A 23,927-nucleotide genomic window follows, 5' to 3' on the forward strand; every position below is an offset into this window, starting at 1 on the left:
GCGATGGATCAGAAGGCAACTGATGCGTTGCGGCTTCGTGGCTTGGCAGGCTGGACACGTGCTGCACAGTGGATCGCGCTGACGGCGCTTTCTTTCGCTTTCGTCATCACCTTGATGCTCGTGCGCCTGCCTGCGGCGCTGCTGATCGGGCCGATGGCGGCAGCGGTCATCCTGGCGCTGTCAGGCGCACGGCCCGGCGCGCCGAGAGGCGTGTTCGTTCTCGCGCAGGGGGTGATCGGCTGCATGATCGCGCGCGGCGTACCCGTCGCGGTGGTCGGCGAGATTGCGAAGGACTGGCCACTGGCGTTGTTTTCAGTGGTCTCGGTCGTCATCGCCAGCAACATCTTGGGCTATGCGCTCGCCAAGCGCGGAGGCCTGCCGGGAACGACGGCGGTTTGGGGATCGTCGGCGGGCGCCGCCTCGGCGATGACGCTGATGTCGGAATCCTTCGGCGCGGACATCCGCCTCGTCGCCTTCATGCAATATGCCCGCGTCGTCGTGGTCGTGCTGGCGGCGTCGGTCGTTTCGCGGCTCTGGGCGACGCCCGGCGCGGAACTCGCGATCGACTGGTGGCCGCCCGTCGACTGGCCCGCATTCGGCCTGACGCTCGTTGTCGCATGGGCTGGCGCGCTCGCGGGAAAGGCGCTGAAGATTCCCGCAGGCGCGCTGCTCACGCCGCTGGCGCTGACGATCGCGCTGCAATGGAGCGGCTTGCTAACGCCGGAGCTCCCCGAGTGGCTTCTTGCCGCCGCTTACGCGATCGTGGGCTGGAGCATCGGTCTTCGCTTCGACCGCGCGATCTTCCTGCATGCAGCCCGAGCGCTGCCGCGGATTATGAGTGGGATCGTCGCCCTCATCGCGCTCTGCGGCGGCATCGCCGCGGCGCTTCATTATTTCGCCGGCGTCGATCCGCTCACCGCGTATCTCGCGACGAGCCCCGGTGGAGCCGATTCCGTGGCGATCATCGCGGCGTCGTCGAGCGCGATCGATCTTCCCTTCGTCATGGCGCTCCAGACGCTGCGGCTAATCGTGGTGATCCTCACAGGCCCCGCACTCGCGCGTTTCGTGGCGCGGCGCGTCGAAAGAGCCAGGCTTCCAGGGGTCGCTTGACCACCAGCGCGCGCCGTCCAAGATCGGGCCGCTTCTTGAAGGGGGAAAGATGGACGGACCAGAGGCGCTGATCGCCCGCCGGATCGCGCAGGGGCGCGGGCTCGAGCCCGCTGACCTCGTCATCAAGGGGGCCCGGGTGCTCGATGTAGTGACCGCGACGCTTTTCGAGAGCGACGTCGCGATCTGCGGCGACACGATCGTCGGCACTTTCGGGACGTATGAGGGCGTCGAGACGATCGATGGGCGCGGGCTGACCGTCGCGCCGGGCTTCATCGACACCCACCTCCACATCGAATCGTCCCTGCTGACGCCGCTCGAATTCGACCGGTGCGTTCTGCCGCACGGCGTGACGACCGCGATCTGGGATCCGCACGAGATTTCCAACGTGCTGGGGACCGCGGGCATCGATTATGCGCTGGCGGCCGCGGCGGCCTCTATCATGGATATCCGCGTCAATCTCTCGTCCTGCGTGCCCGCGTCCCCGCTCGAGACCTCGGGCGCCCGGCTCGAGGTTGGCGACCTCACGCCCTATCGCGGGCGGGACAAGGTGATCGGGCTCGCGGAGTTCATGAACTTTCCGGGCGTGCTGAACGCCGATCCCGGCTGCATCGCGAAGCTCGCGGCCTTCGGGGACGGCCATATTGACGGCCACGCCCCGCTCGTCCGGGGCAAGGACCTCAACGGCTATCTCGCGGCAGGCATCCGCACCGACCATGAGGCCAACAATTACGACGAAGCCTTCGAGAAGCTGCGGAAGGGCATGAGCGTGCTGATCCGCGAAAGCTCGATCGCGAAGGATCTGCACGCGCTCTGGCCGCTGATCACGCCCGAAACCTCTGCATTCCTCGCCTTCTGCACCGACGACCGGAATCCCGTGGAGATCGCGGAGGAGGGCCACCTCGACCACATGATCCGCTGGACGATCGCGCAAGGCGTTGCGCCCGCTCACGCCTACCGCGTCGCAAGCTGGTCTGGAGCGAACGCCTTCGGCTTACGCGACCGCGGCTTGGTGGCGCCGGGAAAGCGCGCCGACCTCGTGCTGCTGTCGGACTACGAAGGCTGCCGGGTGGAGCAGGTGATCGCGGGCGGTCGGCTTGTGACGGATGCGCTGTTCGACGCGCGCCCGGCGGTTGCCCCGGTCGGGCTGGACAGTATGAAGGTCGCCCCTGTCGCGGCCACGGACCTCCTCACGCGCGGAAACAGGGGCGAGCGGCCCGTCATCGGCGTCGTGCCGGACAAGATCGTCACCGAACGGCTGACGCTTGAGCTCGGCGCCGAGGAGGGCGTCGTGCAGCCGGATCATGAGAAGGACGCGGCGGCGGTCGCCGTGATCTCGCGGCACGGCGTGAACGGCAATATCGGCCGCGGCTTCGTGAAGGGGTTTGGACTGAGGGCCGGCGCGATCGCCTCCTCGGTCGGGCATGACAGCCACAACATCTGCGTCGTCGGAATGGATCACGCAGACATGGCTGTGGCGGTCAATCGTGTGATCGCGCTGGGCGGCGGCTTCGTGGTGGCCGAAGGCGGCGAAGTGCGCGCGGAACTGGCGCTACCGGTCGCCGGACTTATCAGCCTTGAGCCGCACGAGGCGGTGCGCGAAAAGCTCGTCGCACTCCGAGCCGCCGCGTCGGCGCTCGGATGCCCTCTGTCCGAGCCGTTCTTGCAGGTCGCTTTCCTGCCGCTCGCCGTAATCCCGCACCTCAAGATCACCGACTTCGGCATGGTCGACGTGGACCGCTTCGAGGTCGTCGCCCAGTGATCGCAGTTTTGCCGGATCTCCCGAAGCGGGAAATCCTTGTCGTCTCGGACCGCTATCCGCCTGATATCGCCGGCGGCGCGGAACTGAGCCTGCACCTGATGCTTCGTGAGCCTGCGCTCCGCAAGCGCGTGCTGGTCGCGACCTTCGACCGCGCCGTGAGGAAGCCGACGCTCCGACGGTTCGAGGGCGTCCACATCATCGCGCTTCCGGCCCCCGCCGCCTGGCCGCTGCACCGGCTGAGCCAGGCCAAGGTCGACGCAATGAAGAAGTGGCCGCTCGGATTCAAATGGGCCCCGTTCGTCCTCGAAGCCGCGATCGGCCTATTGCGTGCGCCGGTCTCCCAGGTCGGGGCGCTCGCGCTGTGGATCGCGGGGTCGCCGCCGGGCGGTCCGGCGATGGACAAGCGGGCGACCGCCGAAAGCGGCGCGCCCGCCGCGCTCCGCGCGATCATCGACCGTGTCGGACCCAAGCTCGTGCATGCCGACAACGCCCGCGCGATCGTCATGGCCGCCGCAGCCTTGAGCGACCGCGACACGCCGATGATGGCGGTCGTGCGCGACCATCGCTTCACCCGCGCCGCCTTCGATCAAACCCAAAACGCTGGCCTTGCCGTTGATTGGAAGGGGGCGACAGCCGACCGTCTTGCAAACGACGCCTTGTCGTATCGGCAGGACGCTCTCCGGCGCGCGCGCCTCGTCGTCGCCACCAGCCGTCATCTCGAACAGACGCTGACGGCGGTCGCCACCCCGGGAACGCTCAGTCGCGAAGCTTTGGTTCCCGCTCCGCCGACCCCGCCGCGACCCTCGCTCGTGCAGCCACACATTTTTTCAGTGCTGCTTGTCGGCAGCGTCAATCCAGGCAAGGGCCAAGCTCATCTTTTCGAGGCTCTGCCACAGCTCCTTGCGATCGCGCCGAACGTGCAGATCGACGTCGCGGGCGACGGTCGAGACATCGCCAAGCTCAAAGAGCTCGCTGCGCAACATTCCGCGACGGATCAGGTGCGCTTGCACGATCATGTCTCACGAGACCGCCTTTACGCTCTCTATGCGGCGTCGGACGCTGTCGCGCTGCCGACCCTGTGGGACGAGCCGTTCGGTCGTGCGCCGCTTGAAGCGGGATCGGTTGGTAAGCCCGTGGTGGCCTATGCCTCCGGAGGCTTGGTCGAAACGGTGACCGACGGCGACAACGGCTTCCTGATCCCGACGGGAGACCGTGACGCCTTCATCGGAGCGCTCGCGAAGCTCGCGGCCGACCCGGAGCTGCGGGCGCGGATGGGGGAAGCCGGGCGCGGCCGTGCGGTTGGGTATGAACCCGCGCGGATCGCCGAAGCTCTGTCCAATCTGTGGGCGAAGGCGATGGCCTGAGCGCGCAGCGCCGTGGCATGAAGCTCCCATGGACGCGCCCGACCTCTTTGTCGTTTCCTCGCCGCTGCAATATCTGAACGCGGCCGAGCTTGCCGTGGGCTCCGATCGGCCGCCGGATCTCGTGCTGATCGGCGACCGGGCAGGGGCGGCCGACGGCGCGCTTATGCTGGCCAAACGCGACCGCAGGCTCTGGGGACGGCTGCTCAGCCATCCCGGCCGTCCGCAGCCGTCGCGCTGGCTGCCGCGGTTCGGGCGCGATCTATTGGACGCCGGCCATCGCATCAGTCTCGAGCGACTGGCTGCGAGCCTGGGATCTCGCGGCCGCGTCGTATTCGGGGACTACCGTCATGTCTCGCAGCGCGCGCTGATCGCAGGCGTGGAGTGCGACGAACTGGTGCTGCTCGACGACGGCTCCGTCGCGCCGCAGGTGGCGGCGTTTCGCGCTGGCGAGCATGTCGCCGATTTCGCCCGTTTCGCGCCAGGCTGGCTGCGAACCGAACTCGGCCGCGCGACGCTCGGCGAAAAGGCGCCGAAAGCGCCAGAGCGGCTCACCTACTTCACGATCTACGGGCGACTGATGCGGCGGCTGAAGGAGGCCGACGGAGTGTCGTCCCACGCCTATGAGCGGCTCCGCTCGCTCGGCCCGCGTGCGCCGCGCGGTGACGAGGTCTGGCTCATCGGCTCGAACCATGTCGACGCCGGCATCTGCGCGCCCGCGTCTTACAGGGCGCTGATCCGCGACGGCGCCGCGGCTCTTCGTGCGGAGGGTAAGACGCGGCTCGTCTATCGACCGCATCGCGGCGAGAGCCTGGACGCCGCACGCCGGCTGGCCGCCGAGATCGGCGCGGTTTTCGCGCCATCGCCGACGCCGGTTGAACTGGCTTATGTCGAGGCGCCTCTGCGCCCCGCGGGGATCGCAGTGGTGGCGTCGACCTCCGCCGACACGCTTTCAATCATCGATCCCGAGCTCGAGATCATCCGTTTTGCGCTGCCTGAAACTTATCTCGAGCGTCAACAGGGCCACATCGAGGCGGTGATCGCCGGCCATGACGCGTTCAATCCCCGGCTGCGCGTGCTGGACGTCTCGGCCGCGCCGCGGCACACCCAAGAGCGATGACGCACAAAGCCGATCTCCAGCCTGAAGGACGTTTCGCGGGTCGGAGGGCGCTCGCTCTCGGCACGTTCGACAGCTTCATGAAGACCGCGGCGACCGTCGGGCGGCTGTTCGTGGCGGAAGGCGCATCGCTCCGCCTCGCCGCGCTCTCGGCGGAGGCCGGGCAGCTCACCGCGCGCCAGTTGCGAGCCGGCGGCGTTGAGGAGAGCGTTCCAGTGCTCGCCGCCGAACAGCTGGTCGCGAGCCGGCTGTTCCGCGACGCCCATGTCGTGGTCGCGGTCGTCGACGGCGGGCGGGCGCGCGAGCTGTTCCTTGCGCTCTCTCGCGCCGACTTCTCGCGCGAGCCGACGCGGCCGATCGTCGTCGTGGCTTCGCCGGGTGTCGTCCTCACCGATCAGCTTGCAGGCTTCATGAGTCGCGCACCAGCCGACGTGCTCTGCTTCAACACGGCGAATGACCGCGCGCTCTATGAAGCGGCGGCGGCCGAGATCGGCCTCGACGCCACAAATGCGGTCGTCACGGGCCTGTTGGGACTGGACAGAGCGGCGCGATCCGGAACGCGCGGTCGTTCGGCGATCGTGTTCTTCGAGCAGCCCGTGATTCCGGCGCGGCGCATGCAGCGCACGCATCTGCTGGCGGGCCTCATCGACCTCGCCCACCGCTTCCCGGACGCCGACGTGCTGGTGAAGCTGCGCCATGCCCGCGACGAGCGCGCCCATCATTCGACGCGGTTCCACCTCGATGACATCTCGCGGGAGCTGTTCGCGCGCGGCGGTCGGCCGACCAATCTGAGCTTCACGCATGAGCCGGCTGCGAACCTCATCAGCCGCGCCTCTCTCGTGGCGACGGTCAGCTCCACCGTCGCGCTTGAGGCGATGGCGCGCGGCGTGGCCACGCGCATCGTCTCAGATTTCGGTGTTTCGGAAATCCTGGGCACGAGCTATTTCGTCGGCTCGCGCTGCCTCGCGCCGCTCGGCGAGCTCAGCCCGGCCATGGACGTCGCGGTCGATCCGCAGTGGCTCGCGCGCTCGGGCGCGGTCGCGACGCCCGAGCCGCTGCTCGCGCAGTGCGCCGTGCTGATCTACGGACAGGAACTGCGCGGCTCGGCTCTGCCGCTACGGCCGCTGACGCCTGCCTATGGCTCGGACGGCTGGCTCGATTTTGCGCTCGGCCGGGGAGGACCGGTCGCCGTTCACGCGCCGCATTTGCTGGAACGGCCGAAACGCCGCGCCTTCGTAGCCGCAGTTGCGGACAGGCTCAGGCAGATCCGTCGTTTCACGCCCCGGGGGTAATGCTGGGGGTCGTCAGGCCGGCCGAAGCCGTTTATCTCAAGCGGACATCGAGACGTCGTCGGAGTTCAGCATCGCATGGTCAGGATCATCGCCGAGATCGGCTGCAACCATATGGGCCAGCTCGAGATCGCCAAGCGGTTGATCTCGGTTGCGGCGTCGGAGTGCCGCGCTGACGTCGCCAAGTTCCAGAAGCGCAACAATCGCGAGCTGCTGTCGCCCAAGCAATATTCCGAACCGCATCCGAACCCCGGCAATTCCTACGGAGATTCCTACGGCGCCCATCGCGAGGCGCTGGAGTTCACCGTCGACCAGCACGCCGAGCTCAAGGCGTTCTGCGAAGACAAGGGCATCGTCTATTCGACCTCGGTGTGGGATCTGACGTCCGCCAAGGAGATCGCAGGGCTTGAGCCCGTCCTGATCAAGATCCCGTCCGCGACCAACCTCAACTTCGAGCTGCAGGGCTGGCTTTGCGAGAATTATTCCGGCGAGATTCATGTCTCGACCGGCATGACGACGCGCGACGAAATTGGCTCGATCGTCGACTTCTACGACGAGCGCGGCCGGGCGAAGGACGTCGTGCTCTACGCCTGCACGTCAGGCTACCCCGTCGCCTTCGAGGATCTGTGCCTGCGCGAGGTCTCGCGGCTGAAGGAGGCCTATGGCGGCCGCGTCAAGCAGATCGGCTTTTCCGGCCATCATCTCGGCATCTCGGCCGACATCGCGGCGCTGACGCTCGGCGCGTCCTGGGTCGAGCGACACTTCACGCTCGACCGGACTTGGAAGGGGACCGATCACGCCGCCTCGCTCGAGCCTGACGGCCTGCGCCGGCTGTGCCGTGATCTGCGCAACGTCGAGACCGCTTTGACCTACAAGCGCAAGGATCTGCTCGACGTCGAGGAAGAGCAGCGCAAGAAGCTGAAATGGCGTCCGGGCTTGCGCGCTTCCGCCTGATTCCGGGCCGCGGCTTGCCCGCCGCGAGCCTGCGTGCGAAACGCCCGAAGAACGGTCCAGTCGGAGCTTTGACGTCGGTGCGTTGCGTCGCGATCATCCCCGCGCGGGGAGGCTCCAAGGGCCTTCCGCGCAAGAACCTCATGTCGCTCGGCGGCGCCCCGCTTGTGGTCCGCACCGTCAGGGCGGCGCTCGCGGCAAAGCGGGTCGACGCGGTTTATGTCTCCACGGATGACCCCGCGATCGCGGCGGCGGCGTCCGATGCCGGCGCCGAGATCATCGACCGCCCGGCCGAAATCGCGACCGATCAGGCCTCCTCGGAGAGCGTCCTGATGCATGCGCTCGATCTCATCGCGGCGGAGGGCGATCCCGTCGACGCGCTCGTCTTCCTGCAGTGCACCTCGCCCTTCACGACCCCCGACGAGATCGACGCCTGCATCGACGCGCTCGGCCGCGACGGCGCGTCCTGCGCGTTTACCGCGATCGAAGACCACGGCTTCCTCTGGGGCGTTAGCGAAGACGGCTCGGCGTTCGGCGTGAACCACGACCACACGGCGTCCCGCCGGCGCCGGCAGGACCGCGCGCCCGAATACCGGGAAACCGGCGCCGTCTACGCGATGGACGCAGCCGCCTTCCAGGCGGCTGGCTCCCGCTTCTGCGGCAAGGCGGTGATCGTGCCCGTCGCAGGGCCGGCGATCGAGATCGACGACGCCAGGGACATGGCGGTCGCCGAGGCTTTGGCGGGAACGGCGCCGCGTGCGGCCATCCCGGCCAACCTCAAGGCGCTGATCATGGATTTCGACGGCGTCTTCACCGACGACCGCGTGCTGGTCGACGAGACCGGCCGCGAGGCGGTGTTCGCGAGCCGCTCCGACGGCATGGGCCTCAACCGGCTTCAGAAGATGACGGACCTCAAGCTGCTGATCTTGTCGAAGGAGCCAAACCCCGTGGTCTCGGCGCGGGCGCGCAAGCTCAAGATCGAGGCGATCCAGGGCATCGACGACAAGCTTCCGGAGCTCGACCGGTGGCTCGCTCGCCACGGGGTCTCGCGGGCCGAGGCCGCCTATATCGGCAACGACGTGAACGACCTCGAATGCATGTCCGCGGTCGGCTTTCCGATCGCTCCCGGCGACGCGCGGCCTGAGGCGCTTCGCGTCGCGGCTTACGTGACGAAGGCCGAGGGCGGACGCGGCGCGCTGCGGGAATTGTGCGAAGCGCTGATCGTGGCGCTGCGACGGTAGGACGCTTCAAGGCGCCGCGTGCTTCGAGACGCGCGCCGGAGCGCACTCGTCAGCATGAGGACGGTTGGGAAACCTCGCGGCCTCTTCATGCTGAGCAGGCTCAAAGCGCCGTATTGAAGCACATGACGGCTGAGCGGCGTTACTCCCGCGGCGTCTCGCCGACCAGCCGCCGCCTCACCGCCTTGTAAGGTCGGTAGACCTTCAGCCGTCTCGCAAGCTTCGCCAATCCGCCTTCGCTCGTGCGCCAGGCCTCGTCGATCGCGCGCTGGCGGTCGGAGCGCTCGATCGCAACGCGGAGATCTTCCTGGGCCGCGGCAGCGTTGGCGCCCGCGCTGAGCGCGGCTTCGGTCTCGTCCCTCGCCGCGAGGATGGTGTTGGCCATGGTGGCCGAAGGGGCGGCGCCGAACGCCGCAGTCTCGAAAGAGTGCAACGAGGGCGGCGGGGTAAAGTCGCCGTCAAAGCCGTCGAGCGCGGTCAGCAGCGCATCGGGCGAAAAGGCGTCGTCATAGCCGACATCGCGCAACCATTCCGATGCAGGCGCCCGGCGCGGCGCAGCGTCCAGCGAAGCGAGGTCGGCGAGTCTCACGCCGAGCCCCGAGCCCGCCATCGCCTCCGAGCCGTCGGCTGCGCCGAGCCCGAGGTCGGTCGCGAGCAGGCTCGGGACGCGATGATCGAGGGCGTCGAACAGGGCCGTTGACGACACCGTTCCGAACAGGGCGGCGCGGGAGAGCAGCCGCTCGAGCGGCTCGTAGGACACCGTCAGGTTTTTCGGGCGGCGGGGCAGGGCCGCGACGATGCTCGCCACATGAGCAGTCTGATTCCAGAAGGTCTGCCGCTTCGGCGGGACGCGCGCCTTGATCACGACCTCCCAGTCCGGGCTTCGCGACGCGAGGCCGGCGATCGCTTGAAACAGCGCCCGGCGACGTTCGGGCTCGGCCGGGACCGCCACCTGCTCGGCAAAGACGAAAAGCTTTTCTCTTGAAGCTGACGTGGGCGTCTGAGCGTCCCAGCGGCGGCGCAGGCCGGTCAGCGCGACCGGTTGTCGTGCGAAGGGCCCGCCGCCGACGATCGCCCCGAAGGCCTCGCTGTCGCGCAGGCCGTTCAGGCAGATCACGTCGCAGCCGAGCCGCCAATTCACGCCCTCCTCGAACCGCTCGTAGACGAAGCCGTTGAAGCCTGCGAACAGAGCGGGACGCGGCTGCCGCAGCGCGCGCGCGGTGAGCGCGAGCGTATGACGGAAGAGCGCTATGCGGCTGCCCGTCGCGAACACGCCAATCGCGTCGAAGCCGAAGGCGTCTTGCGAGGCGGCGAGCGCGCCGAGCGAGCGGCGCTGCGTCTCGAACGCGCCAGACACCGCCTCCGGAACAGGCCGACCTGCGTCGATCGCGAACGACACGTCGACGCCCCGCGCGCCGAGACGTCGGGCGAAAGGCAAGGCGCCGAAGACCTGGCTGTCGAGATCGCAGGCGAAAGCGACGCGTTTGATCGTCATGCGGATGGCGAAGCTCGCACGCGGCTCGACAATTGCTTTGGATGAAGAGCAACGAACCTCCGGTCGCGCGCGTTGCGCGACCGGTCCCGAGCCGCCGCGCTCACGTCCGCATAAGGCGTTCCCATGATGCTCCTCGCATACGTCGCCGCATTGTCCGTCATGCGGGGCCGGCCATGAAGATCCGCGTCGGGTTTGAGATCACCCATACCTTCCAGCAGCCCACCCCGATGCTTGCGATGCTGAACGTGCATCCGAGCCGTGAAAAGGACCTGCTCACCTCCGACATCATCTCGGCTTCTCCATATGCGCCGATCTCCGTCTACACCGACGGCTTCGGGAATCTGTGCAGCCGGATGACGGCGCCGGCCGGCGATTTTACGTTGCGGGCGGACGCCGTCGTCGCCGATAGCGGCGAACCCGATGTCTACGCTCCCGACGCCATCCAGATTCCCGCCGAGAACCTCCCCGACGACACGCTCGTCTATCTCCTGGGCAGCCGGTACTGCGAGACTGACCGGTTGAGCGGCCTTGCCTGGAGCCTGTTCGGCGGCGTCGCGCCCGGCTGGGGCCGCGTTCAGGCGATCGTGGACTACGTCCACCATCACATCCGCTTCGGCTACGGCTTCGCCCGCGCCACGAAATCGGCCTATGAGGCCCATGAGGAAGGCCAGGGCGTCTGCCGCGATTTTGCGCATCTCGCCGTCACGCTCTGCCGCTGCATGAACATTCCGGCGCGCTACGCCACCGGCTATCTCGGCGACATCGGCGTGCCAAAGGATCCCGCGCCGATGGATTTCTCGGCCTGGATGGAAGTCTATCTCGGAGGCCGCTGGTATACGTTCGACGCCCGACACAACAAGCCGCGCATCGGCCGCATCGTGATGGGCCGCGGGCGGGACGCCGCCGACGTCGCGCTCACCAACGTGTTCGGACCGAGCTTCCTGAAGACCTTCAACGTGTGGACGGACGAGGTCACCGAATAGCCTGGTGACAGGTCGCGCAGTCGTGGCGCTTTGTTCGAGCGCGCGCCCGCGCTTATAAGAGCGTGCCTTAACGGACACGCATCTTTGAACACGCTCTCCGCGCACCGCTTTTCCATCGCGCCGATGATGGACTGGACCGACCGGAACTGCCGGCTATTTCATCGCGCGCTGACGGGCCGGGCGCTGCTCTACACCGAGATGGTGACGACCGGCGCCGTGCGGTTCGGGCCGCGCGAGCGGCTGCTCGGCTTCTCGGCCGAAGAACATCCGGTCGCGCTGCAGCTCGGCGGGTCGGAGCCGGCGGAGCTCGCCGAGGCCGCGTCCATCGCGGAAGGCTTCGGCTATGACGAGGTCAACCTCAACGTCGGCTGCCCTTCGGGTCGCGTGCAGGACGGCCGGTTCGGCGCGTGCCTGATGGCGGAGCCTGCGCGCGTCGCCGAGTGCGTGGCAGCGATGAAAGCGGCGGTGACGATCCCCGTCACCGTGAAATGCCGCATCGGCATCGACGAGCAGGACCCCGAGGAGGCGCTCGACGCTTTGGCTGACGCGGTTGTCGCCGCTGGCTGCGACGCGCTCATCGTGCATGCCCGCAAGGCGTGGCTGAAAGGATTGAGTCCGAAGGAAAATCGCGATGTGCCGCCGCTCGATTACGGCCGCGTGTTTCGGCTGAAGGCGCGGTTTCCTCAAGTGCCGATCTCGATCAATGGCGGGATCGGCTCGCTGGACGAGGCGCTCGCGCTGCTCGAGCCCCGCGACGGCGTGAAGCTCGACGGCGTCATGCTCGGCCGCGCCGCCTACCAAAATCCGGAACTGCTGCTCGGCGTCGACGAGGCCGTCTTTCGCGGGACTCCACGGTATGCCAGCGCCCGCGAAGCGGTGGAGAGCCTTTTTCCCGCGATCGAGGCGCATCTGGCGAAAGGCGGTCGTCTCTCGAACTTCACCCGCCACATGATGGGCCTGTTCCCAGGCCAGCCTGGCGCGCGCGCCTTCCGCCGGCTTCTGAGCGAGGAAGGCCCCAAAGCCGGCGCCGATCTCGCTCTGCTCAGCCGCGCGCTCGACCTCGTCCGGGAGCGCCCGGGCGAGCGTGAAGCCGCGTGACCGGTCTTCTCGGCGCGACGCCGCTCAGCGAAATCGTCGAACTCGCTCTCGCGCTGCTCGCGGCGGGCGTGGTGACCGGCGTGCTGGCCGGGCTGTTCGGCGTCGGCGGCGGGGCTGTGATCGTGCCGGTGCTGGCCGAGCTCTTCGACCACATCGGCGTTCGCGACGACGTCGAGATGCAACTCGCCGTCGGCACTTCGCTCGCGATCATCATCCCGACTTCGATCCGCTCGTTCCGGTCGCACCAAGCCCGCGGCTCGGTCGACGAAGTTGCGCTGAAAGCCTGGATCGTGCCCGTCATGGCGGGCGCGGTTCTGGGCGCTGGCGTCGCCGGCTATGTGACCTCAGACACGCTCAAGTGGGTCTTCGCTGTCTTCGCGGCGGCGATGTCCGCCAACCTGATCTTCGGTCGCGAGGATCGGCGGCTGGCGAATGAACTGCCGAGCCGCGCCGTCATCGGCCTATGGGGGTTCGTGATCGCGGTGCTCTCGGCGCTGATCGGGATCGGCGGCGGCACGCTCGGCACCCTGTTCCTGACGCTCTATGGGCGACCGATCCACAAGGCGATCGGCACGTCCGCGGGCCTGGGCGCCCTGATCTCGATCCCCGCGGCGCTCGCCTATGTCGCCGCGGGCTGGCCGCATATGGCGGCGCTGCCGCCGCTCTCGCTCGGCTTCGTCTCGCTGATCGGAGTGGCGCTCATGGCACCCGTCTCTGTGCTGTGCGCGCCGATCGGCGTGCGGATCGCGCACGGTCTCTCCAAACGCAAGCTGACGATCGCCTTCGGGATCTTCCTGGCGCTGGTCTCAGCCCGGTTCGTGCAGGACATCCTGACCTGAGCGACTTCTGCGGTCAGTAGGTCCCGCGGAAATTGTCGCCGAACCAGGCGTAGCCGAGCGCGGCCACGCAGGCGATGGCGAGCCAGATGACAATGGCCTTCAATGCGCCGCCGGCGTTCCCGCTGTAGCGGCGCAGCAATCCGGGGCCGATCCATATGGCGAGGCAGAGCGCCGCGATCAGCGACGCCCAGCGCGCGTCCGGAAAGGAGCCCCAGCCGCCCGCGAGATCGGCGACGATGAAGGTCACCATCGCGGCGAGCACCACCGCGACCAGGATCTGCGACACGCCGCGCTTGTTCATTGCGCGGCCTCGCGAGCCTTGAAGAGCTTTCGACGGGCGGGGAGATCGGCCATCACACGGTCGCGGTCGTCATGCGACATGCGCGCCCAGGCGCCAATCTCGGCAATCGTGCGGAAGCAGCCCTCGCACCAGCCCGTGCCGGGATCCATGACGCAGACGGAGATGCAGGGCGACTTGATCGGGCGGCGGTCGAGCATGACGCGATGCTTGAGGCAGGCCGGGCGCCCGCGCAAGGCGCCAATTCGTGTGATCGATCAGCCCGCGGCGAGCGCCGCCAGCGCCGCGATCTCGGCGATCTCGGCGCAAGCGCCGCAGACGTCGCCGGTGTAGCCGCCGATCTGTCGGCGGGCGAGCGCGCTCACGGCCGCGGCTGCGGCAAGCGCGACCACGATCGCCGCGGCGCCGGCGAACTGGCCGAGGGCAAGAGCGGCGAGCGCGCCGAGCGCGACGCCGATGGAGACCGAAAGCGCCTTTGGCCGGGCCGCCGCTCCCGCGCCGTCGACCCTCGCCGGCGGCAGAAGCTGGGTGGGGAACAGCGCCAACGGCCGCGCGAGAGTGGCCGCCGCAATCACGCTGAGCGCCGCAGGACCCATGCCCGCCTTCTCCGCAATGCCGGCGACAAGGCCGACCCGCGCGACGAGCGCAAGCGTCAGCGCGCTCGCGCCATAGGCCCCTATCCCGCTGTCGCGCATGATCGCGAGCTTCCGCTCCAGCGTCTTGCCGCCGCCAAACCCGTCGGCGACGTCCGCCAGTCCGTCCTGGTGCAACGCGCCGGAGAGGGCGACCCCGACAGCCGTGGCGATCGCCGCCGCGCCGAGCGGCGGCAGACCGAGCGCGAGCGTCACGAGCAGGATCGCAGCCGAGCCGCAGCCGATGACCAGTCCGGCCAGCGGCGCCATCGCGGCCACGCCGTCGAAGATCCGCGCGGGATCGCGCGAGCCCCAGCTCGCCGGGACCGGCAGTCGCGTAAAGAAGCGCAGCGCATCGCCGACCGCATCAAACGGGCGTGATGGCGATGCCGGGTCGGTTCGTTCGTCGCTCATCGCGGGTCTCGAGCACGCCGCCTGGCGAAGACCGGGCAGGCAGGGGGATGTAGCATGCCAAGCTCAATTCAGGCGCCGTTCCGCCCGACGTAAGGCCCTTGGCGGTCGGGCGCCCTTCCGCTAAGCCCCATGTCCTTCGCAACGTCACGAGACCGTCATGACGCAGACGCCCAAGGCCGTCCCCGCGCCGAGCAACTCGGGCCTGCCCTTCGACGACATTCGGGCGCTTCTCACGCGGATCGGCGGGCCGGACGAAGCGGCGGTCGCGGCGGTCCGGGCCCGTGAAGCGCAGCTCGTGAAGCCGGCGGGCGCACTGGGCCGTCTGGAAGAGATCACCGAATGGCTCGCGGGCTGGCAGCGCAAGCCGACCCCGACCGTGGCCCGCCCGCTGGTCGCGATCTTCGCCGGCAGCCACGGCATCGCGGCGCGCGGCGTCTCGGCCTATCCGGCTTCCGTCACCCGACAGATGCTCGACGCCTTCGGCGCGGGCCACGCCGCGATCAACCAGATTTGCTCCGCCTTCGACATCGGCCTCAAGGTCTTCGATCTCGCGAGCGACCATCCTACGCCTGACTTCACGTCCGGCGACGCGATGAGCGAGCAGGAATGCGCGGCGACCATGGCCTATGGCATGGAGGCGATCGCCGGCGGGATCGACCTGCTGGTCGTGGGCGAGATGGGCATCGGCAACACGACGGTGGCCTCGACGCTTTCGGCGGCCTTGTTCGGCGGCGAAGCGGCCGACTGGGTCGGCCGCGGCACGGGCGTCGATGACGAGGGAATCGCCCGCAAGGTCGAGACTGTCGAGGCCGCGCTCGCCCACCACGGCGCGGCGCTGGACGATCCGCTAGAGGCGCTACGCCGCGTCGGCGGCCGCGAACTAGCGGCGATCTGCGGCGCGATTCTCGCGGCGCGGCTGGAGCGCGTGCCTGTCGTGATCGATGGTTTCGTCGCCACCGCCGCGGCGGCGGTCCTCCACGCCCTCGACGCCAGCGCGCTTGCGCACTGCATCGCCGGCCACCAATCTGCCGAGGCCGCGCATAAGCGGCTGCTCAAGCGGCTGGAGCTCGCTCCGATACTCAAGCTCGACATGCGGCTCGGCGAAGGCTCCGGCGGAGCGCTCGCGGTCGCGACCATCAAGGCGGCCGTCGCCTGCCATACCGGCATGGCGACTTTCGCGGAGGCGGCCGTCTCCGGAAAGGGATGAGCCGTCTCAGGCGGTCCGGCGCGCCGGGTCGTTCTTGATCGCGGAACGGACGAACTTCGTCACGGCCCAGATGCCGACGACGAGGCCCGCGGCTTCGAGCGCATAGGCGCCGTAATCGCCAAGGCCGAGGAAGCCCGCGATCGCCCAGCCGCCGGCCACGGAGGCCGCGATGGTCTGCATCGCGATCAGCACGGTCGCGCCGCCGAGCGTGGCTGCGCGGGCGATGGGCGATTGCTGCGACATGGGACGTCAGGCTCCGGCGTTCGACGGCGCTCTTTTAACACGGCGCTCGCCGCAGTCGAGCCGGGTTGCCGTGAGAGGCCCCCGGCTATACGCCTTGGCGCCCTGTCAGGCCGTCGAGGGGTATCGATGTCAGCAGCCGTCTCAGATCGTGGCGTCGTCGCCGCCCCGCACGCTATCGCAGCGGAAAGCGGACGCGCGATTCTCGCCGAAGGCGGCAACGCCTATGAGGCGATGATCGCGATGGCCGCGACCATCGCGGTCGTCTACCCCCACATGAACGCCATCGGCGGCGACGGCTTCTGGCTGGTGCGCGAGCCCTCGGGCGAGGTGCGCTATATCGAGGCGTGCTGCCGCGCGGGCTCGCGCGCGACGCCGGCTTTCTACCGCGACCGCGGCTACGACGCGATCCCCGCACGCGGCCCGCTCTCGGCGCTCACCGTCCCCGGCGCGATCAACGGCTGGCGGCTGGCGCTGGAGCTGGCCGAGCGCGCGGGCGGGCGGCTGCCGCTCGACATGCTGCTTGGCCGCGCGATCGCTCACGCGCGCGAAGGCTTCTCCGTTTCTGCCTGTCAGGGGCGCACCGTTCCGAAACTGTTCGACGAGATCGTCACCGCGCCGGGCTTCGCCGAGACCTTCATGCGGGACGGCAAGATGCTCGCCGCAGGCGACCCGCTCGTCCAGACTAGGCTTGCGGACACGCTGGAGCATCTCGTCCGGGCGGGGCTCGGCGATTTCTACGACGGCGACATCTCGCGCGAGCTCGCTTCCGATCTCGACCGCATCGGCGCGCCCGTTTCGCGGGACGATTTCTCCTCTCATCGCGCCAGATTGCTCCCGCCGCTCAGGATGACGATCCGCGGCGGGGTGCTGCATAACGCCCCGCCGCCGACCCAGGGGCTCGCCTCGCTCATCATCCTCGGCGTGATGGAGAGGCTGGGGATCAAGGACGACCAGGGGCCGGACTATCTCCACGTCCTCGTCGAGGCGACCAAGCGCGCCTTCGCGATCCGCGACCGCGCTTGCGTGGATTACGACCGCATGGGCGCGGACCCGCAGCGCTGGCTGACGCCGGAGCGGCTGGACCGGGAGGCTGCGTCGGTCGACCGCTCTCGGGCGGCTTCCTTCCCGGCGCCGGCCTTCGACGAGGGCGACACTGTGTGGATGGGCGCGATCGACGCCGAGGGCAGGGCGGTCAGCTACATCCAGAGCATCTTCTGGGAATACGGCTCCGGCTGCATTTCGCCCTCGACCGGCGTGCTGTTCCAGAACCGGGGGGCCGCCTTTTCGCTCGATCCCGCGGACGCCAATCCGCTCGCGCCCGGCCGCCAGCCGTTCCACACGCTGAACCCGCCGATCGCGGTGATGGATGACGGGCGGGTCATCGCCTACGGCACGATGGGCGGGGAAGGCCAGCCGCAGACGCAGGCGATGGTGCTGTCGCGCTACCTCTGGCTCGGCCAGGACGTCGAGCAGGCGGTAACGGCCCCCCGCGTGCGCCTCGGCCGCTCATGGGGCGAGGACGACGCCTCGCTGAAATACGAGACGCGGTTCGATCCCGAGACGCTCGACCGTCTGGCCTCGATGGGGCACGAGCTGTCCTCGTTCGGCGAAGACTTCACGGACGAGGCCGGCCATGCCGGCATCATCGTCCGCGACGCGCGCGGGCGGATCGAGGGCGCACACGATCCGCGCTCGGACGGAGGGGCGCTCGGCGTCTGAGTATGGAGACGATCCTCACCAACGCCCGTCTCGTGCTGGAGGACCGGGTCCTCGACGGCACGCTGACCCATGAGGGCGGCGTCATCCGCGAGATCGTAGCAGGACGCTCGCACGCAGCTGGCGCGATCGACTGCGAGGGGGACGTCGTCGCCGCCGGCCTGATCGAGGTCCACACCGACAATCTCGAAAAGCATTTTGTGCCGCGGCCGGGCGTCATCTGGCCGAACCCATTGGCGGCGGCGCTCGTGCATGACGTGCAGATGGCGGCGGCTGGCGTCACGACGGTGTGCGACGCCGTCTGCGCGGGAGGCTACGACGCCGACAACGATTATCGCCGCGCGATCTTCCACGACATGGTCGCGGCGATCGAGGCCGGCGTCGCGCAGAACGTTTTTCGCATCGACCACCGGCTGCATCTTCGCTGCGAGCTGAGCGACCCGCAGTTTCCCGAGGACGTCGCGCCGCATGTTGACCGGCCGCTGATCGCGCTCGCTTCGCTGATGGACCACACGCCGGGCCAGCGGCAATGGCGCGACGTCGCGCATCTCAAGCGCTTCATGTCGGGCGAGGGGCTTTCGGCGGCGGACGCCGACGCGCTGCTCGCCAAGCGGATGCGCAACGGCGCTGACGCGGCGGCGGTCAATCGCCCGCTCGCGGTGAAACTGTTCCGCGAGCGCGGGCTGCCGATCGCGAGCCACGACGACACCACTCTTGATCATGTTGCGGAAGCCGCGGGGGAGGGCTGCGCGATTTCCGAGTTCCCGACCACGCTCGAGGCCGCGCGCGCGGCCCATGCGGCCGGCCTTTCCACAGTGGGCGGCGCGCCGAACGTGGTGCGCGGCGGCTCGCATTCCGGCGGCGTCGCGATCGCGGAGCTCGCGCGAGAAGGCGTGCTCGACTGCCTGTCGTCGGATTATGTGCCGGCGAGCCTGCTGCAGGCCGTCAAGACGCTGACGACAGTTGCGGGCCTCGCGCTCGAGCGCGCCTTCGCGCTCGTCACCGCGCGTCCGGCGGCAATGCTCGGCATGGACGACCGCGGAAGGCTTGCGGCGGGCCTGAGAGCCGATCTCGTCCGCGTCCGCTTCCTCGGCGACGGGACGCCGATCGTGCGGGGGCTCACGGTCGCAGGGCGGTCGGCGCTATGACGCCGCGCTACGCGATCTATTACGCGCCCGCTCCCGAAAGCCCGCTCTGGGCGTTCGGCTCGGCCGTCCTCGGCTATGACGCCGCTACCGGCGCGCGCCGTCCGCCGATGGCGCCGGAAGGCTTTACGCAGGAGGAATGGACGGCAATTACCGCCCAGCCCCGCCGCTACGGCTTCCACGCCACGCTGAAGGCGCCGTTCCGGCTCGCGAACGGCGCGACCGAGGACGACCTCGTCTCGGCAGGCCGGGTCTTCGCGCGCGGCCGCAAGCGCTTTCCACTGCCCCAACTGACGATCTCGACCATCGAGGGATTTGTCGCGCTGACGCCGGTGGAGCGCTCGCGGGAGCTGGAGGCGCTTGGCGCCGGCTGCGTGGAGGCGTTTGAGCCGCTGCGCGCGCCGCTGACCGACGAAGAGTTCGCCCGCCGTCTGAAGGCTCCGCTCGACGACCGCCAGCGCGCGGCTCTGGAGCGCTGGGGCTATCCTCACGTCTTCGAGGATTTCCGCTTTCATATGACGCTGACCGGACCGCTCGCCCCTGACCAAGCGCGGATGGCGGCGGAAGGGCTGGCCCCGCTCTACGCCGAGCGCGCGGCGCCGATCGCGACCACGGTCGACGCGGTGACGCTCTATGTCGAGGAGCGCGCGGCCGACGGCTTCAGGATCGTCGACCGCTTCGTATTCGGGGGCTGAGAGCCGCGCCGGCGAACTCGTCCGCGCTATATCGCTTGAGCCGGGTTCGCCACCGCTTCGTGGGGGGCGACGTTTCCTCCGCAATCCTACCACGCCTCTCGCGCGTAGCAGAGGCGGTCGCCGTGACACCGGCGGCGGCGAGGCCTATCTACGCCTCCGTAACCAGAGAGCTTCTAATGAACGCGCCTTTCCCGTCCGGCGACAGCCGCGCCGTCCGACTGCCCGTCGATCATCCCCGCGTGAAGACGGGCAAGATAGGCGTGCTGCTGGTTAATCTCGGCACGCCGGACGGCACCGACTATTGGTCGATGCGGCGCTACCTCAAGGAGTTCCTTTCCGACCGCCGGGTGATCGAAACGCCGCGGATCATCTGGTGGCCGCTGCTGAACGGCATCATCCTGACCACGCGGCCCGGCCGGAAGGGCAAGGATTACGCCTCGATCTGGAACAAGGAGCGCGACGAGAGCCCGCTCCGCACCATCACGCGCAGCCAGTCCGAGAAGCTCGCGGCGTCGCTCGCCTCCGCCGCGCCGAACCTCGTCGTCGATTGGGCGATGCGCTACGGCAACCCGTCGATGGCCTCACGGATAGACGCGCTTCAGAAAGAAGGCTGCGACCGGCTGCTTCTGGTGCCGCTCTATCCGCAATACGCCGCGGCGACCTCGGCGACCGTCTGCGACAAGGCGTTCGACGCGCTAAAAACCATGCGCTGGCAGCCCGTGCTGCGTGTCGCGCCGCCCTGGGCCGACGACCCGGTCTATATCGAGGCGGTCACGGGATCGATGAAGAAGGAGCTCGCCAAGCTCGCCTTCGAGCCGGAGGTCATCCTCGCTTCGTTCCACGGCGTGCCGCAGTCCTATCTCGCCAAGGGCGACCCTTATCACTGCCAGTGCCAGAAGACGGCGCGGCTGATGCGCGAGGCGCTCGGCCTCGACAAAACTCGTTTCCGGATCACCTTCCAGTCCCGCTTCGGGCCGGAGGAATGGCTGCAGCCTTACACCGACAAGACGGTGGAGGCGCTCGCGAAGGAGGGCGTGAAGAACCTCGCGGTCTGCATGCCTGGCTTCACCGCGGACTGCTTGGAGACGCTGGAGGAGATCGCCGGCGAGAACGCCGAGATCTTCCACCACAATGGCGGCGAGAACTTCGCGGCTATCCCCTGCCTCAACGATTCCGAAGAGGGCATGCGCGTAATCGAGCATGTCGTGCGGCGGGAACTGATGGGCTGGATTTGAGGACGAAGGCATAAAGCATCGTCCCCGCTCGCCGGATCTGCCCGTCGGGTGACGCTTTGGTCCGTCTTGCCATTGCTCTCTTGCTCGGGCCTGATGCCGGTCGCTGACCTGCGCTCAAAGGACCATTTCCATGCCGCTTTCCGGCTTCGACATCGCCGCGATCGTCGTCGCCTTGCTAATCATCTTCGTGATTTTCGCCGGCGTGAAGACGGTGCCGCAGGGCTATAATTTCACTGTCGAGCGCTTCCAGAAATACACACGCACGCTTCATCCAGGGCTGACGCTGATCGTGCCGTTCATCGACCAGATCGGCAGGCGCATCAACGTGATGGAGCAGGTCCTCGAGATTCCGCGGCAGGACGTCATCAGCAAAGACAACGCCATCGTGCAAGTCGACGGCGTCGCCTTCTTCCAGGTCGTGGACGCGGCGCAAGCGTCCTACGAGGTGACGGACCTCCAGCGCGCCATCCTAGCGCTGACGATGACCAACATCCGCTCGGTCCTGGGCTCGATGGACCTCGACCACATGCTGAGCCAGCGCGACGAGATCAATACGCGCCTGCTCCACGTCGTCGACGCGGCGGCGGGGCCCTGGGGCGTGAAGGTCACGCGCATCGAGATCAAGGACATCACGCCGCCGACCGACATCGTCACCGCGATGGGCCGGCAGATGAAGGCCGAGCGGGAGAAGCGGGCGTCGATCCTCGTCGCCGAAGGCGCCAAGCAGGCGCAGATCCTTGAAGCCGAGGGGCGCAAGGAAGCCGCGTTCCGCGACGCCGAGGCGCGCGAACGTTCGGCCCAGGCCGAAGCGACGGCGACGGCGCTGGTCAGCGACGCCGTCGCCAAGGGCGACACGGCGGCGCTGAACTATTTCATCGCGCAGAAATACGTCGACGCGCTGAAGGCCATGGCGGCCTCGCCCAACCAGAAGACCTTCGTGCTGCCCTATGAGGCGACGGCGCTTCTGGGCTCGCTCGGCGGCATCGCCGAGATCGCCCGCGACAGCTTCGGCTCGGGCGCGCCGGCCGCCGCCCCTCGACAGACCGCCCAGCGCCCTCGCGGCTCCGTGCCTTCGACGCAGGCGTCGCCGCCGGAATCCGGCTTGGCGTGACGCGATGATCGAAAGCTTGCTTGTCGCGCTCGGTCCTTGGCGCTGGTTCGTCTTCGGCCTCGTTCTGCTCGGCGTGGAGCTCGTCGCGCCGGGCACGGTGCTGCTCTGGCTTGGCATCGCGGCCATCATTGTCGGGCTCGTAGCGCTGCTGTTCGATCCCGGCTGGCAGGTCGAGGTGGTCGGCTTCGCCGTCTTAGCGCTCGCGGCGGCGGTGCTGTGGTGGCGCATCGGGCGGCCCGACAACGCCGCGACAAGCGACCGCCCGATGCTGAACCGACGGGCCGAGCGACATATCGGCAGGGTGTTCGTGCTCGACGCGCCGATCGTCAACGGCGAAGGACGGCTGCGCGTCGACGATACGGTTTGGCGTATGACAGGGCCGGATTTGATGGCAGGCGCACGCGTGCGCGTCGTTGCCGCAGACGGATCGACGCTGCAGGTCGCGGCTGAGGCCTAGCCGCTAGATGTCGAACTTCACGCCTTGCGCCAGCGGCAGCGCGCGCCCGTAGTTCACGGTGTTGGTGGCGCGCCGCATATAGGCCTTCCACGAATCCGACCCGGACTCACGACCACCGCCGGTCTCTTTCTCGCCACCAAAAGCGCCGCCGATCTCGGCGCCGGACGAGCCGATATTGACGTTTGCGATACCGCAATCCGAACCGCGCTCGGAGAGGAACAGCTCCGCCTCGCGCAGGTCGTTGGTGAAGATCGATGAGGACAGCCCCTGCGCGACCGCGTTGTTCAATTCGATTGCCGCGTCGAGCTCGGAGAAGCGGACGACATAAAGGATCGGCGCAAAGGTCTCGCGGATCATCGGGCCGGACTGTGCGGATGCCTCCACCAGCGCGGGGCGTACGTAGAAGCCGCCCGCAACGCCCGGAACGCGCGCCCCGCCATGGACAGGCCAGCCCAGCGCGCGAGCCTCGTCGAGGGCTTCCTGCATCGCCTGAAAGGCGTCGCCGTCGATCAACGGGCCGATCAGGGTCGCTTCGTGTCGCGGATCGCCGATCGCGACATTGGTGTAGGCCACTTTCAGGCGCGGGATCAGTTCGTTGTAGACGGCGTCGTGCACGAACAGGCGCCGCAGCGTCGTGCAACGCTGTCCCGCGGTGCCCATGGCCGAAAAGGCGACGGCGCGCAGCGTCAGGTCGATATCCGCGGTTGGGCAGACGATCGCGGCGTTGTTGCCTCCGAGCTCAAGCAAGGCCCGAGCGAAACGGCGGGCGAGGCGGGCTCCGACCGCCCGACCCATCGCCGTGGAGCCGGTCGCCGACACCAGCGGAACAAGCGGATTGTCGACCAGCGCCTCGCCGATTTCGGCGCTGCCGACGATGATCTGGGACAATTTTCGCGGCGCTTCCGGAACCCTTGCGGCGGCTGTCTCGAAAAGCGCCTGAACGGCGAGCGCGGTCAGCGGGGTCTTCTCGGATGGCTTCCAAACCACCGCATTGCCGCAGACCAAAGCGAGCGCGGCGTTCCACGCCCAGACCGCGACGGGGAAGTTGAAGGCGGAGATGATTCCGACCACGCCAAGCGGCCGCCAGATCTCCATCATGCGGTGTTCCGGGCGTTCGCTCGCAATCGTCAGGCCGTAAAGCTGGCGCGAGAGGCCGACCGCGAAGTCGCAGACATCGATCATCTCCTGCACCTCGCCGAGACCTTCGGAGACGATCTTTCCGGTTTCGATCGCAACCAGCCGGCCGAGCTCGGCCTTCGCCCGTCGCAGCTCTTCGCCAAACAAACGAACGAGTTCGCCGCGGCGCGGCGCGGGGATCGAGCGCCATGCAACGAAGGCGTCATGCGCAGCCTCAACGGCTTCTGCGACGTCGCCCCGCGTATTCGACGCGACCGTCCCGATCAGGGCGCCGTCGATCGGAGAGCGCGACTCCAAGTCTCCACCGGTGAAGCGTTCTGCGGGAACGCCCAAGGCTTCGAGCAAGGCGCGGACTTCAACTACGGGCGGTGGCTGCGTCATGCGCCATCCATAGCAA

The 23,927-nt window shown here is 68.4% G+C and carries 23 protein-coding genes; 17 read left to right on the forward strand and 6 right to left on the reverse strand.

Translation table 11 applies throughout. From position 1 onward, the window contains the following. Positions 1 to 42 precede the first annotated feature (42 nt). From EYR15_RS13520 to EYR15_RS13550, 7 genes are all read left to right on the forward strand, one after another. Positions 43 to 1,110 carry an AbrB family transcriptional regulator gene (locus EYR15_RS13520; RefSeq protein ID WP_245498322.1) on the forward strand — a complete coding sequence of 356 codons (1,068 nt, stop codon included), beginning with the start codon at positions 43 to 45 and terminating at the stop codon, positions 1,108 to 1,110. Positions 1,111 to 1,159: 49 nt separating this feature from the next. Next, positions 1,160 to 2,869 carry an adenine deaminase gene (ade, locus tag EYR15_RS13525; protein WP_131004093.1) on the forward strand — a complete coding sequence of 570 codons (1,710 nt, stop codon included), beginning with the start codon at positions 1,160 to 1,162 and terminating at the stop codon, positions 2,867 to 2,869. Continuing rightward, on the forward strand, positions 2,866 to 4,233 hold the full coding sequence (locus EYR15_RS13530; RefSeq protein WP_165455502.1) for a glycosyltransferase family 4 protein: 1,368 nt from the start codon (positions 2,866 to 2,868) through the stop codon (positions 4,231 to 4,233). Before ade ends, EYR15_RS13530 begins: the two co-directional genes overlap by 4 nt. Before the next feature lie 28 nt (positions 4,234 to 4,261). Continuing rightward, the gene (locus EYR15_RS13535; protein WP_131004095.1) at positions 4,262 to 5,350 is read left to right on the forward strand and encodes a hypothetical protein; all 1,089 of its coding nucleotides are present in this window, start codon (positions 4,262 to 4,264) and stop codon (positions 5,348 to 5,350) included. Next, positions 5,347 to 6,639 (forward strand): DUF6716 putative glycosyltransferase, encoded by a 1,293-nt coding sequence (locus EYR15_RS13540; protein WP_131004096.1) that lies wholly within the window; start codon positions 5,347 to 5,349, stop codon positions 6,637 to 6,639. The genes EYR15_RS13535 and EYR15_RS13540 overlap by 4 nt, the downstream gene beginning before the upstream one ends. A gap of 75 nt (positions 6,640 to 6,714) precedes the next feature. Continuing rightward, positions 6,715 to 7,590, forward strand: a complete 876-nt coding sequence (locus EYR15_RS13545; RefSeq protein ID WP_131004097.1) for an N-acetylneuraminate synthase family protein — start codon at positions 6,715 to 6,717, stop codon at positions 7,588 to 7,590. Positions 7,591 to 7,667: 77 nt separating this feature from the next. Continuing rightward, entirely contained in the window at positions 7,668 to 8,828 is a 1,161-nt protein-coding gene (locus EYR15_RS13550) for an acylneuraminate cytidylyltransferase (protein ID WP_245498323.1), read from the forward strand. Positions 8,829 to 8,967: 139 nt separating this feature from the next. On the opposite strand, the gene EYR15_RS13555 is transcribed toward EYR15_RS13550, so the two are convergent. Then, positions 8,968 to 10,320: a DUF6716 putative glycosyltransferase gene (locus tag EYR15_RS13555; RefSeq protein ID WP_131004099.1), complete on the reverse strand. Its 1,353-nt coding sequence runs from the start codon at positions 10,318 to 10,320 to the stop codon at positions 8,968 to 8,970. A 173-nt stretch (positions 10,321 to 10,493) separates the two neighbouring features. Between EYR15_RS13555 and EYR15_RS13560 the strand changes: the two genes are divergently transcribed. The 3 genes from EYR15_RS13560 to EYR15_RS13570 all read left to right on the forward strand — a co-directional run bounded on the left by EYR15_RS13560 (position 10,494) and on the right by EYR15_RS13570 (position 13,240). Next, positions 10,494 to 11,303 (forward strand): transglutaminase-like domain-containing protein, encoded by an 810-nt coding sequence (locus tag EYR15_RS13560; protein WP_131004100.1) that lies wholly within the window; start codon positions 10,494 to 10,496, stop codon positions 11,301 to 11,303. An 84-nt stretch (positions 11,304 to 11,387) separates the two neighbouring features. Continuing rightward, positions 11,388 to 12,401 carry a tRNA dihydrouridine(20/20a) synthase DusA gene (dusA, locus tag EYR15_RS13565; protein ID WP_131004101.1) on the forward strand — a complete coding sequence of 338 codons (1,014 nt, stop codon included), beginning with the start codon at positions 11,388 to 11,390 and terminating at the stop codon, positions 12,399 to 12,401. Next, positions 12,398 to 13,240: a sulfite exporter TauE/SafE family protein gene (locus EYR15_RS13570; RefSeq protein WP_131004102.1), complete on the forward strand. Its 843-nt coding sequence runs from the start codon at positions 12,398 to 12,400 to the stop codon at positions 13,238 to 13,240. The genes dusA and EYR15_RS13570 overlap by 4 nt, the downstream gene beginning before the upstream one ends. A 13-nt stretch (positions 13,241 to 13,253) precedes the next feature. Here EYR15_RS13570 and EYR15_RS13575 read toward each other — a convergent pair whose 3' ends face one another. The 3 genes from EYR15_RS13575 to cobS are packed head-to-tail and all read right to left on the reverse strand — an operon-like array spanning position 13,254 to position 14,584. Continuing rightward, positions 13,254 to 13,541 (reverse strand): hypothetical protein, encoded by a 288-nt coding sequence (locus EYR15_RS13575; RefSeq protein WP_131004103.1) that lies wholly within the window; start codon positions 13,539 to 13,541, stop codon positions 13,254 to 13,256. Next, positions 13,538 to 13,738, reverse strand: coding sequence for a DUF1289 domain-containing protein (locus EYR15_RS13580; RefSeq protein ID WP_131004104.1), 201 nt, complete (start codon positions 13,736 to 13,738; stop codon positions 13,538 to 13,540). The genes EYR15_RS13575 and EYR15_RS13580 overlap by 4 nt, the downstream gene beginning before the upstream one ends. Positions 13,739 to 13,795: 57 nt before the next feature. Next, a complete protein-coding gene (gene cobS / locus EYR15_RS13585) occupies positions 13,796 to 14,584 on the reverse strand; it encodes an adenosylcobinamide-GDP ribazoletransferase (protein ID WP_131004105.1) in 789 nt (262 codons plus the stop codon). Between the two features lie 157 nt (positions 14,585 to 14,741). Here cobS and cobT point away from each other — a divergent pair, with 157 nt between their 5' ends. Then, positions 14,742 to 15,791, forward strand: coding sequence for a nicotinate-nucleotide--dimethylbenzimidazole phosphoribosyltransferase (gene cobT, locus EYR15_RS13590; protein WP_131004106.1), 1,050 nt, complete (start codon positions 14,742 to 14,744; stop codon positions 15,789 to 15,791). 6 nt (positions 15,792 to 15,797) lie between these two features. On the opposite strand, the gene EYR15_RS13595 is transcribed toward cobT, so the two are convergent. Next, positions 15,798 to 16,034: a hypothetical protein gene (locus tag EYR15_RS13595; RefSeq protein WP_131004107.1), complete on the reverse strand. Its 237-nt coding sequence runs from the start codon at positions 16,032 to 16,034 to the stop codon at positions 15,798 to 15,800. A 126-nt stretch (positions 16,035 to 16,160) separates the two neighbouring features. Between EYR15_RS13595 and EYR15_RS13600 the strand changes: the two genes are divergently transcribed. The 6 genes from EYR15_RS13600 (at position 16,161) to EYR15_RS13625 (ending at position 22,393) form a co-directional block, all read left to right on the forward strand. Continuing rightward, positions 16,161 to 17,753 carry a gamma-glutamyltransferase family protein gene (locus EYR15_RS13600; protein ID WP_131004108.1) on the forward strand — a complete coding sequence of 531 codons (1,593 nt, stop codon included), beginning with the start codon at positions 16,161 to 16,163 and terminating at the stop codon, positions 17,751 to 17,753. Positions 17,754 to 17,755: 2 nt separating this feature from the next. Continuing rightward, complete coding sequence (locus EYR15_RS13605; RefSeq protein WP_131004109.1) at positions 17,756 to 18,898, forward strand: alpha-D-ribose 1-methylphosphonate 5-triphosphate diphosphatase; 1,143 nt, start codon at positions 17,756 to 17,758, stop codon at positions 18,896 to 18,898. Further along, entirely contained in the window at positions 18,895 to 19,590 is a 696-nt protein-coding gene (locus EYR15_RS13610; protein WP_131004110.1) for a DUF1045 domain-containing protein, read from the forward strand. Before EYR15_RS13605 ends, EYR15_RS13610 begins: the two co-directional genes overlap by 4 nt. Before the next feature lie 176 nt (positions 19,591 to 19,766). Beyond that, complete coding sequence (hemH, locus tag EYR15_RS13615) at positions 19,767 to 20,825, forward strand: ferrochelatase (RefSeq protein ID WP_131004111.1); 1,059 nt, start codon at positions 19,767 to 19,769, stop codon at positions 20,823 to 20,825. A gap of 130 nt (positions 20,826 to 20,955) precedes the next feature. After that, positions 20,956 to 21,936: an SPFH domain-containing protein gene (locus EYR15_RS13620; RefSeq protein ID WP_131004112.1), complete on the forward strand. Its 981-nt coding sequence runs from the start codon at positions 20,956 to 20,958 to the stop codon at positions 21,934 to 21,936. Positions 21,937 to 21,940: 4 nt separating this feature from the next. After that, the gene (locus tag EYR15_RS13625; RefSeq protein WP_205741653.1) at positions 21,941 to 22,393 is read left to right on the forward strand and encodes an NfeD family protein; all 453 of its coding nucleotides are present in this window, start codon (positions 21,941 to 21,943) and stop codon (positions 22,391 to 22,393) included. A 3-nt stretch (positions 22,394 to 22,396) separates the two neighbouring features. Here the strand turns inward: EYR15_RS13625 and amaB are convergent, their stop codons facing one another. Next, positions 22,397 to 23,911: an L-piperidine-6-carboxylate dehydrogenase gene (amaB, locus tag EYR15_RS13630; RefSeq protein ID WP_131004113.1), complete on the reverse strand. Its 1,515-nt coding sequence runs from the start codon at positions 23,909 to 23,911 to the stop codon at positions 22,397 to 22,399. Positions 23,912 to 23,927 lie beyond the last annotated feature (16 nt).

It is taken from the genome of Hansschlegelia quercus (assembly GCF_004310425.1).
Lineage (GTDB): Bacteria > Pseudomonadota > Alphaproteobacteria > Rhizobiales > Methylopilaceae > Methylopila > Methylopila quercus.

Coding starts and splice junctions, on each gene's coding strand:
- ade (WP_131004093.1), top strand. CDS start 1,160: ATGGACGGACCAGAGGCGCTGATCGCCCGCCGGATCGCGCAGGGGCGC.
- EYR15_RS13535 (WP_131004095.1), top strand. CDS start 4,262: ATGGACGCGCCCGACCTCTTTGTCGTTTCCTCGCCGCTGCAATATCTG.
- EYR15_RS13540 (WP_131004096.1), top strand. CDS start 5,347: ATGACGCACAAAGCCGATCTCCAGCCTGAAGGACGTTTCGCGGGTCGG.
- EYR15_RS13545 (WP_131004097.1), top strand. CDS start 6,715: ATGGTCAGGATCATCGCCGAGATCGGCTGCAACCATATGGGCCAGCTC.
- EYR15_RS13555 (WP_131004099.1), bottom strand. CDS start 10,320: ATGACGATCAAACGCGTCGCTTTCGCCTGCGATCTCGACAGCCAGGTC.
- EYR15_RS13560 (WP_131004100.1), top strand. CDS start 10,494: ATGAAGATCCGCGTCGGGTTTGAGATCACCCATACCTTCCAGCAGCCC.
- EYR15_RS13575 (WP_131004103.1), bottom strand. CDS start 13,541: ATGAACAAGCGCGGCGTGTCGCAGATCCTGGTCGCGGTGGTGCTCGCC.
- EYR15_RS13580 (WP_131004104.1), bottom strand. CDS start 13,738: ATGCTCGACCGCCGCCCGATCAAGTCGCCCTGCATCTCCGTCTGCGTC.
- cobS (WP_131004105.1), bottom strand. CDS start 14,584: ATGAGCGACGAACGAACCGACCCGGCATCGCCATCACGCCCGTTTGAT.
- cobT (WP_131004106.1), top strand. CDS start 14,742: ATGACGCAGACGCCCAAGGCCGTCCCCGCGCCGAGCAACTCGGGCCTG.
- EYR15_RS13595 (WP_131004107.1), bottom strand. CDS start 16,034: ATGTCGCAGCAATCGCCCATCGCCCGCGCAGCCACGCTCGGCGGCGCG.
- EYR15_RS13600 (WP_131004108.1), top strand. CDS start 16,161: ATGTCAGCAGCCGTCTCAGATCGTGGCGTCGTCGCCGCCCCGCACGCT.
- EYR15_RS13605 (WP_131004109.1), top strand. CDS start 17,756: ATGGAGACGATCCTCACCAACGCCCGTCTCGTGCTGGAGGACCGGGTC.
- EYR15_RS13610 (WP_131004110.1), top strand. CDS start 18,895: ATGACGCCGCGCTACGCGATCTATTACGCGCCCGCTCCCGAAAGCCCG.
- hemH (WP_131004111.1), top strand. CDS start 19,767: ATGAACGCGCCTTTCCCGTCCGGCGACAGCCGCGCCGTCCGACTGCCC.
- EYR15_RS13620 (WP_131004112.1), top strand. CDS start 20,956: ATGCCGCTTTCCGGCTTCGACATCGCCGCGATCGTCGTCGCCTTGCTA.
- EYR15_RS13625 (WP_205741653.1), top strand. CDS start 21,941: ATGATCGAAAGCTTGCTTGTCGCGCTCGGTCCTTGGCGCTGGTTCGTC.
- amaB (WP_131004113.1), bottom strand. CDS start 23,911: ATGACGCAGCCACCGCCCGTAGTTGAAGTCCGCGCCTTGCTCGAAGCC.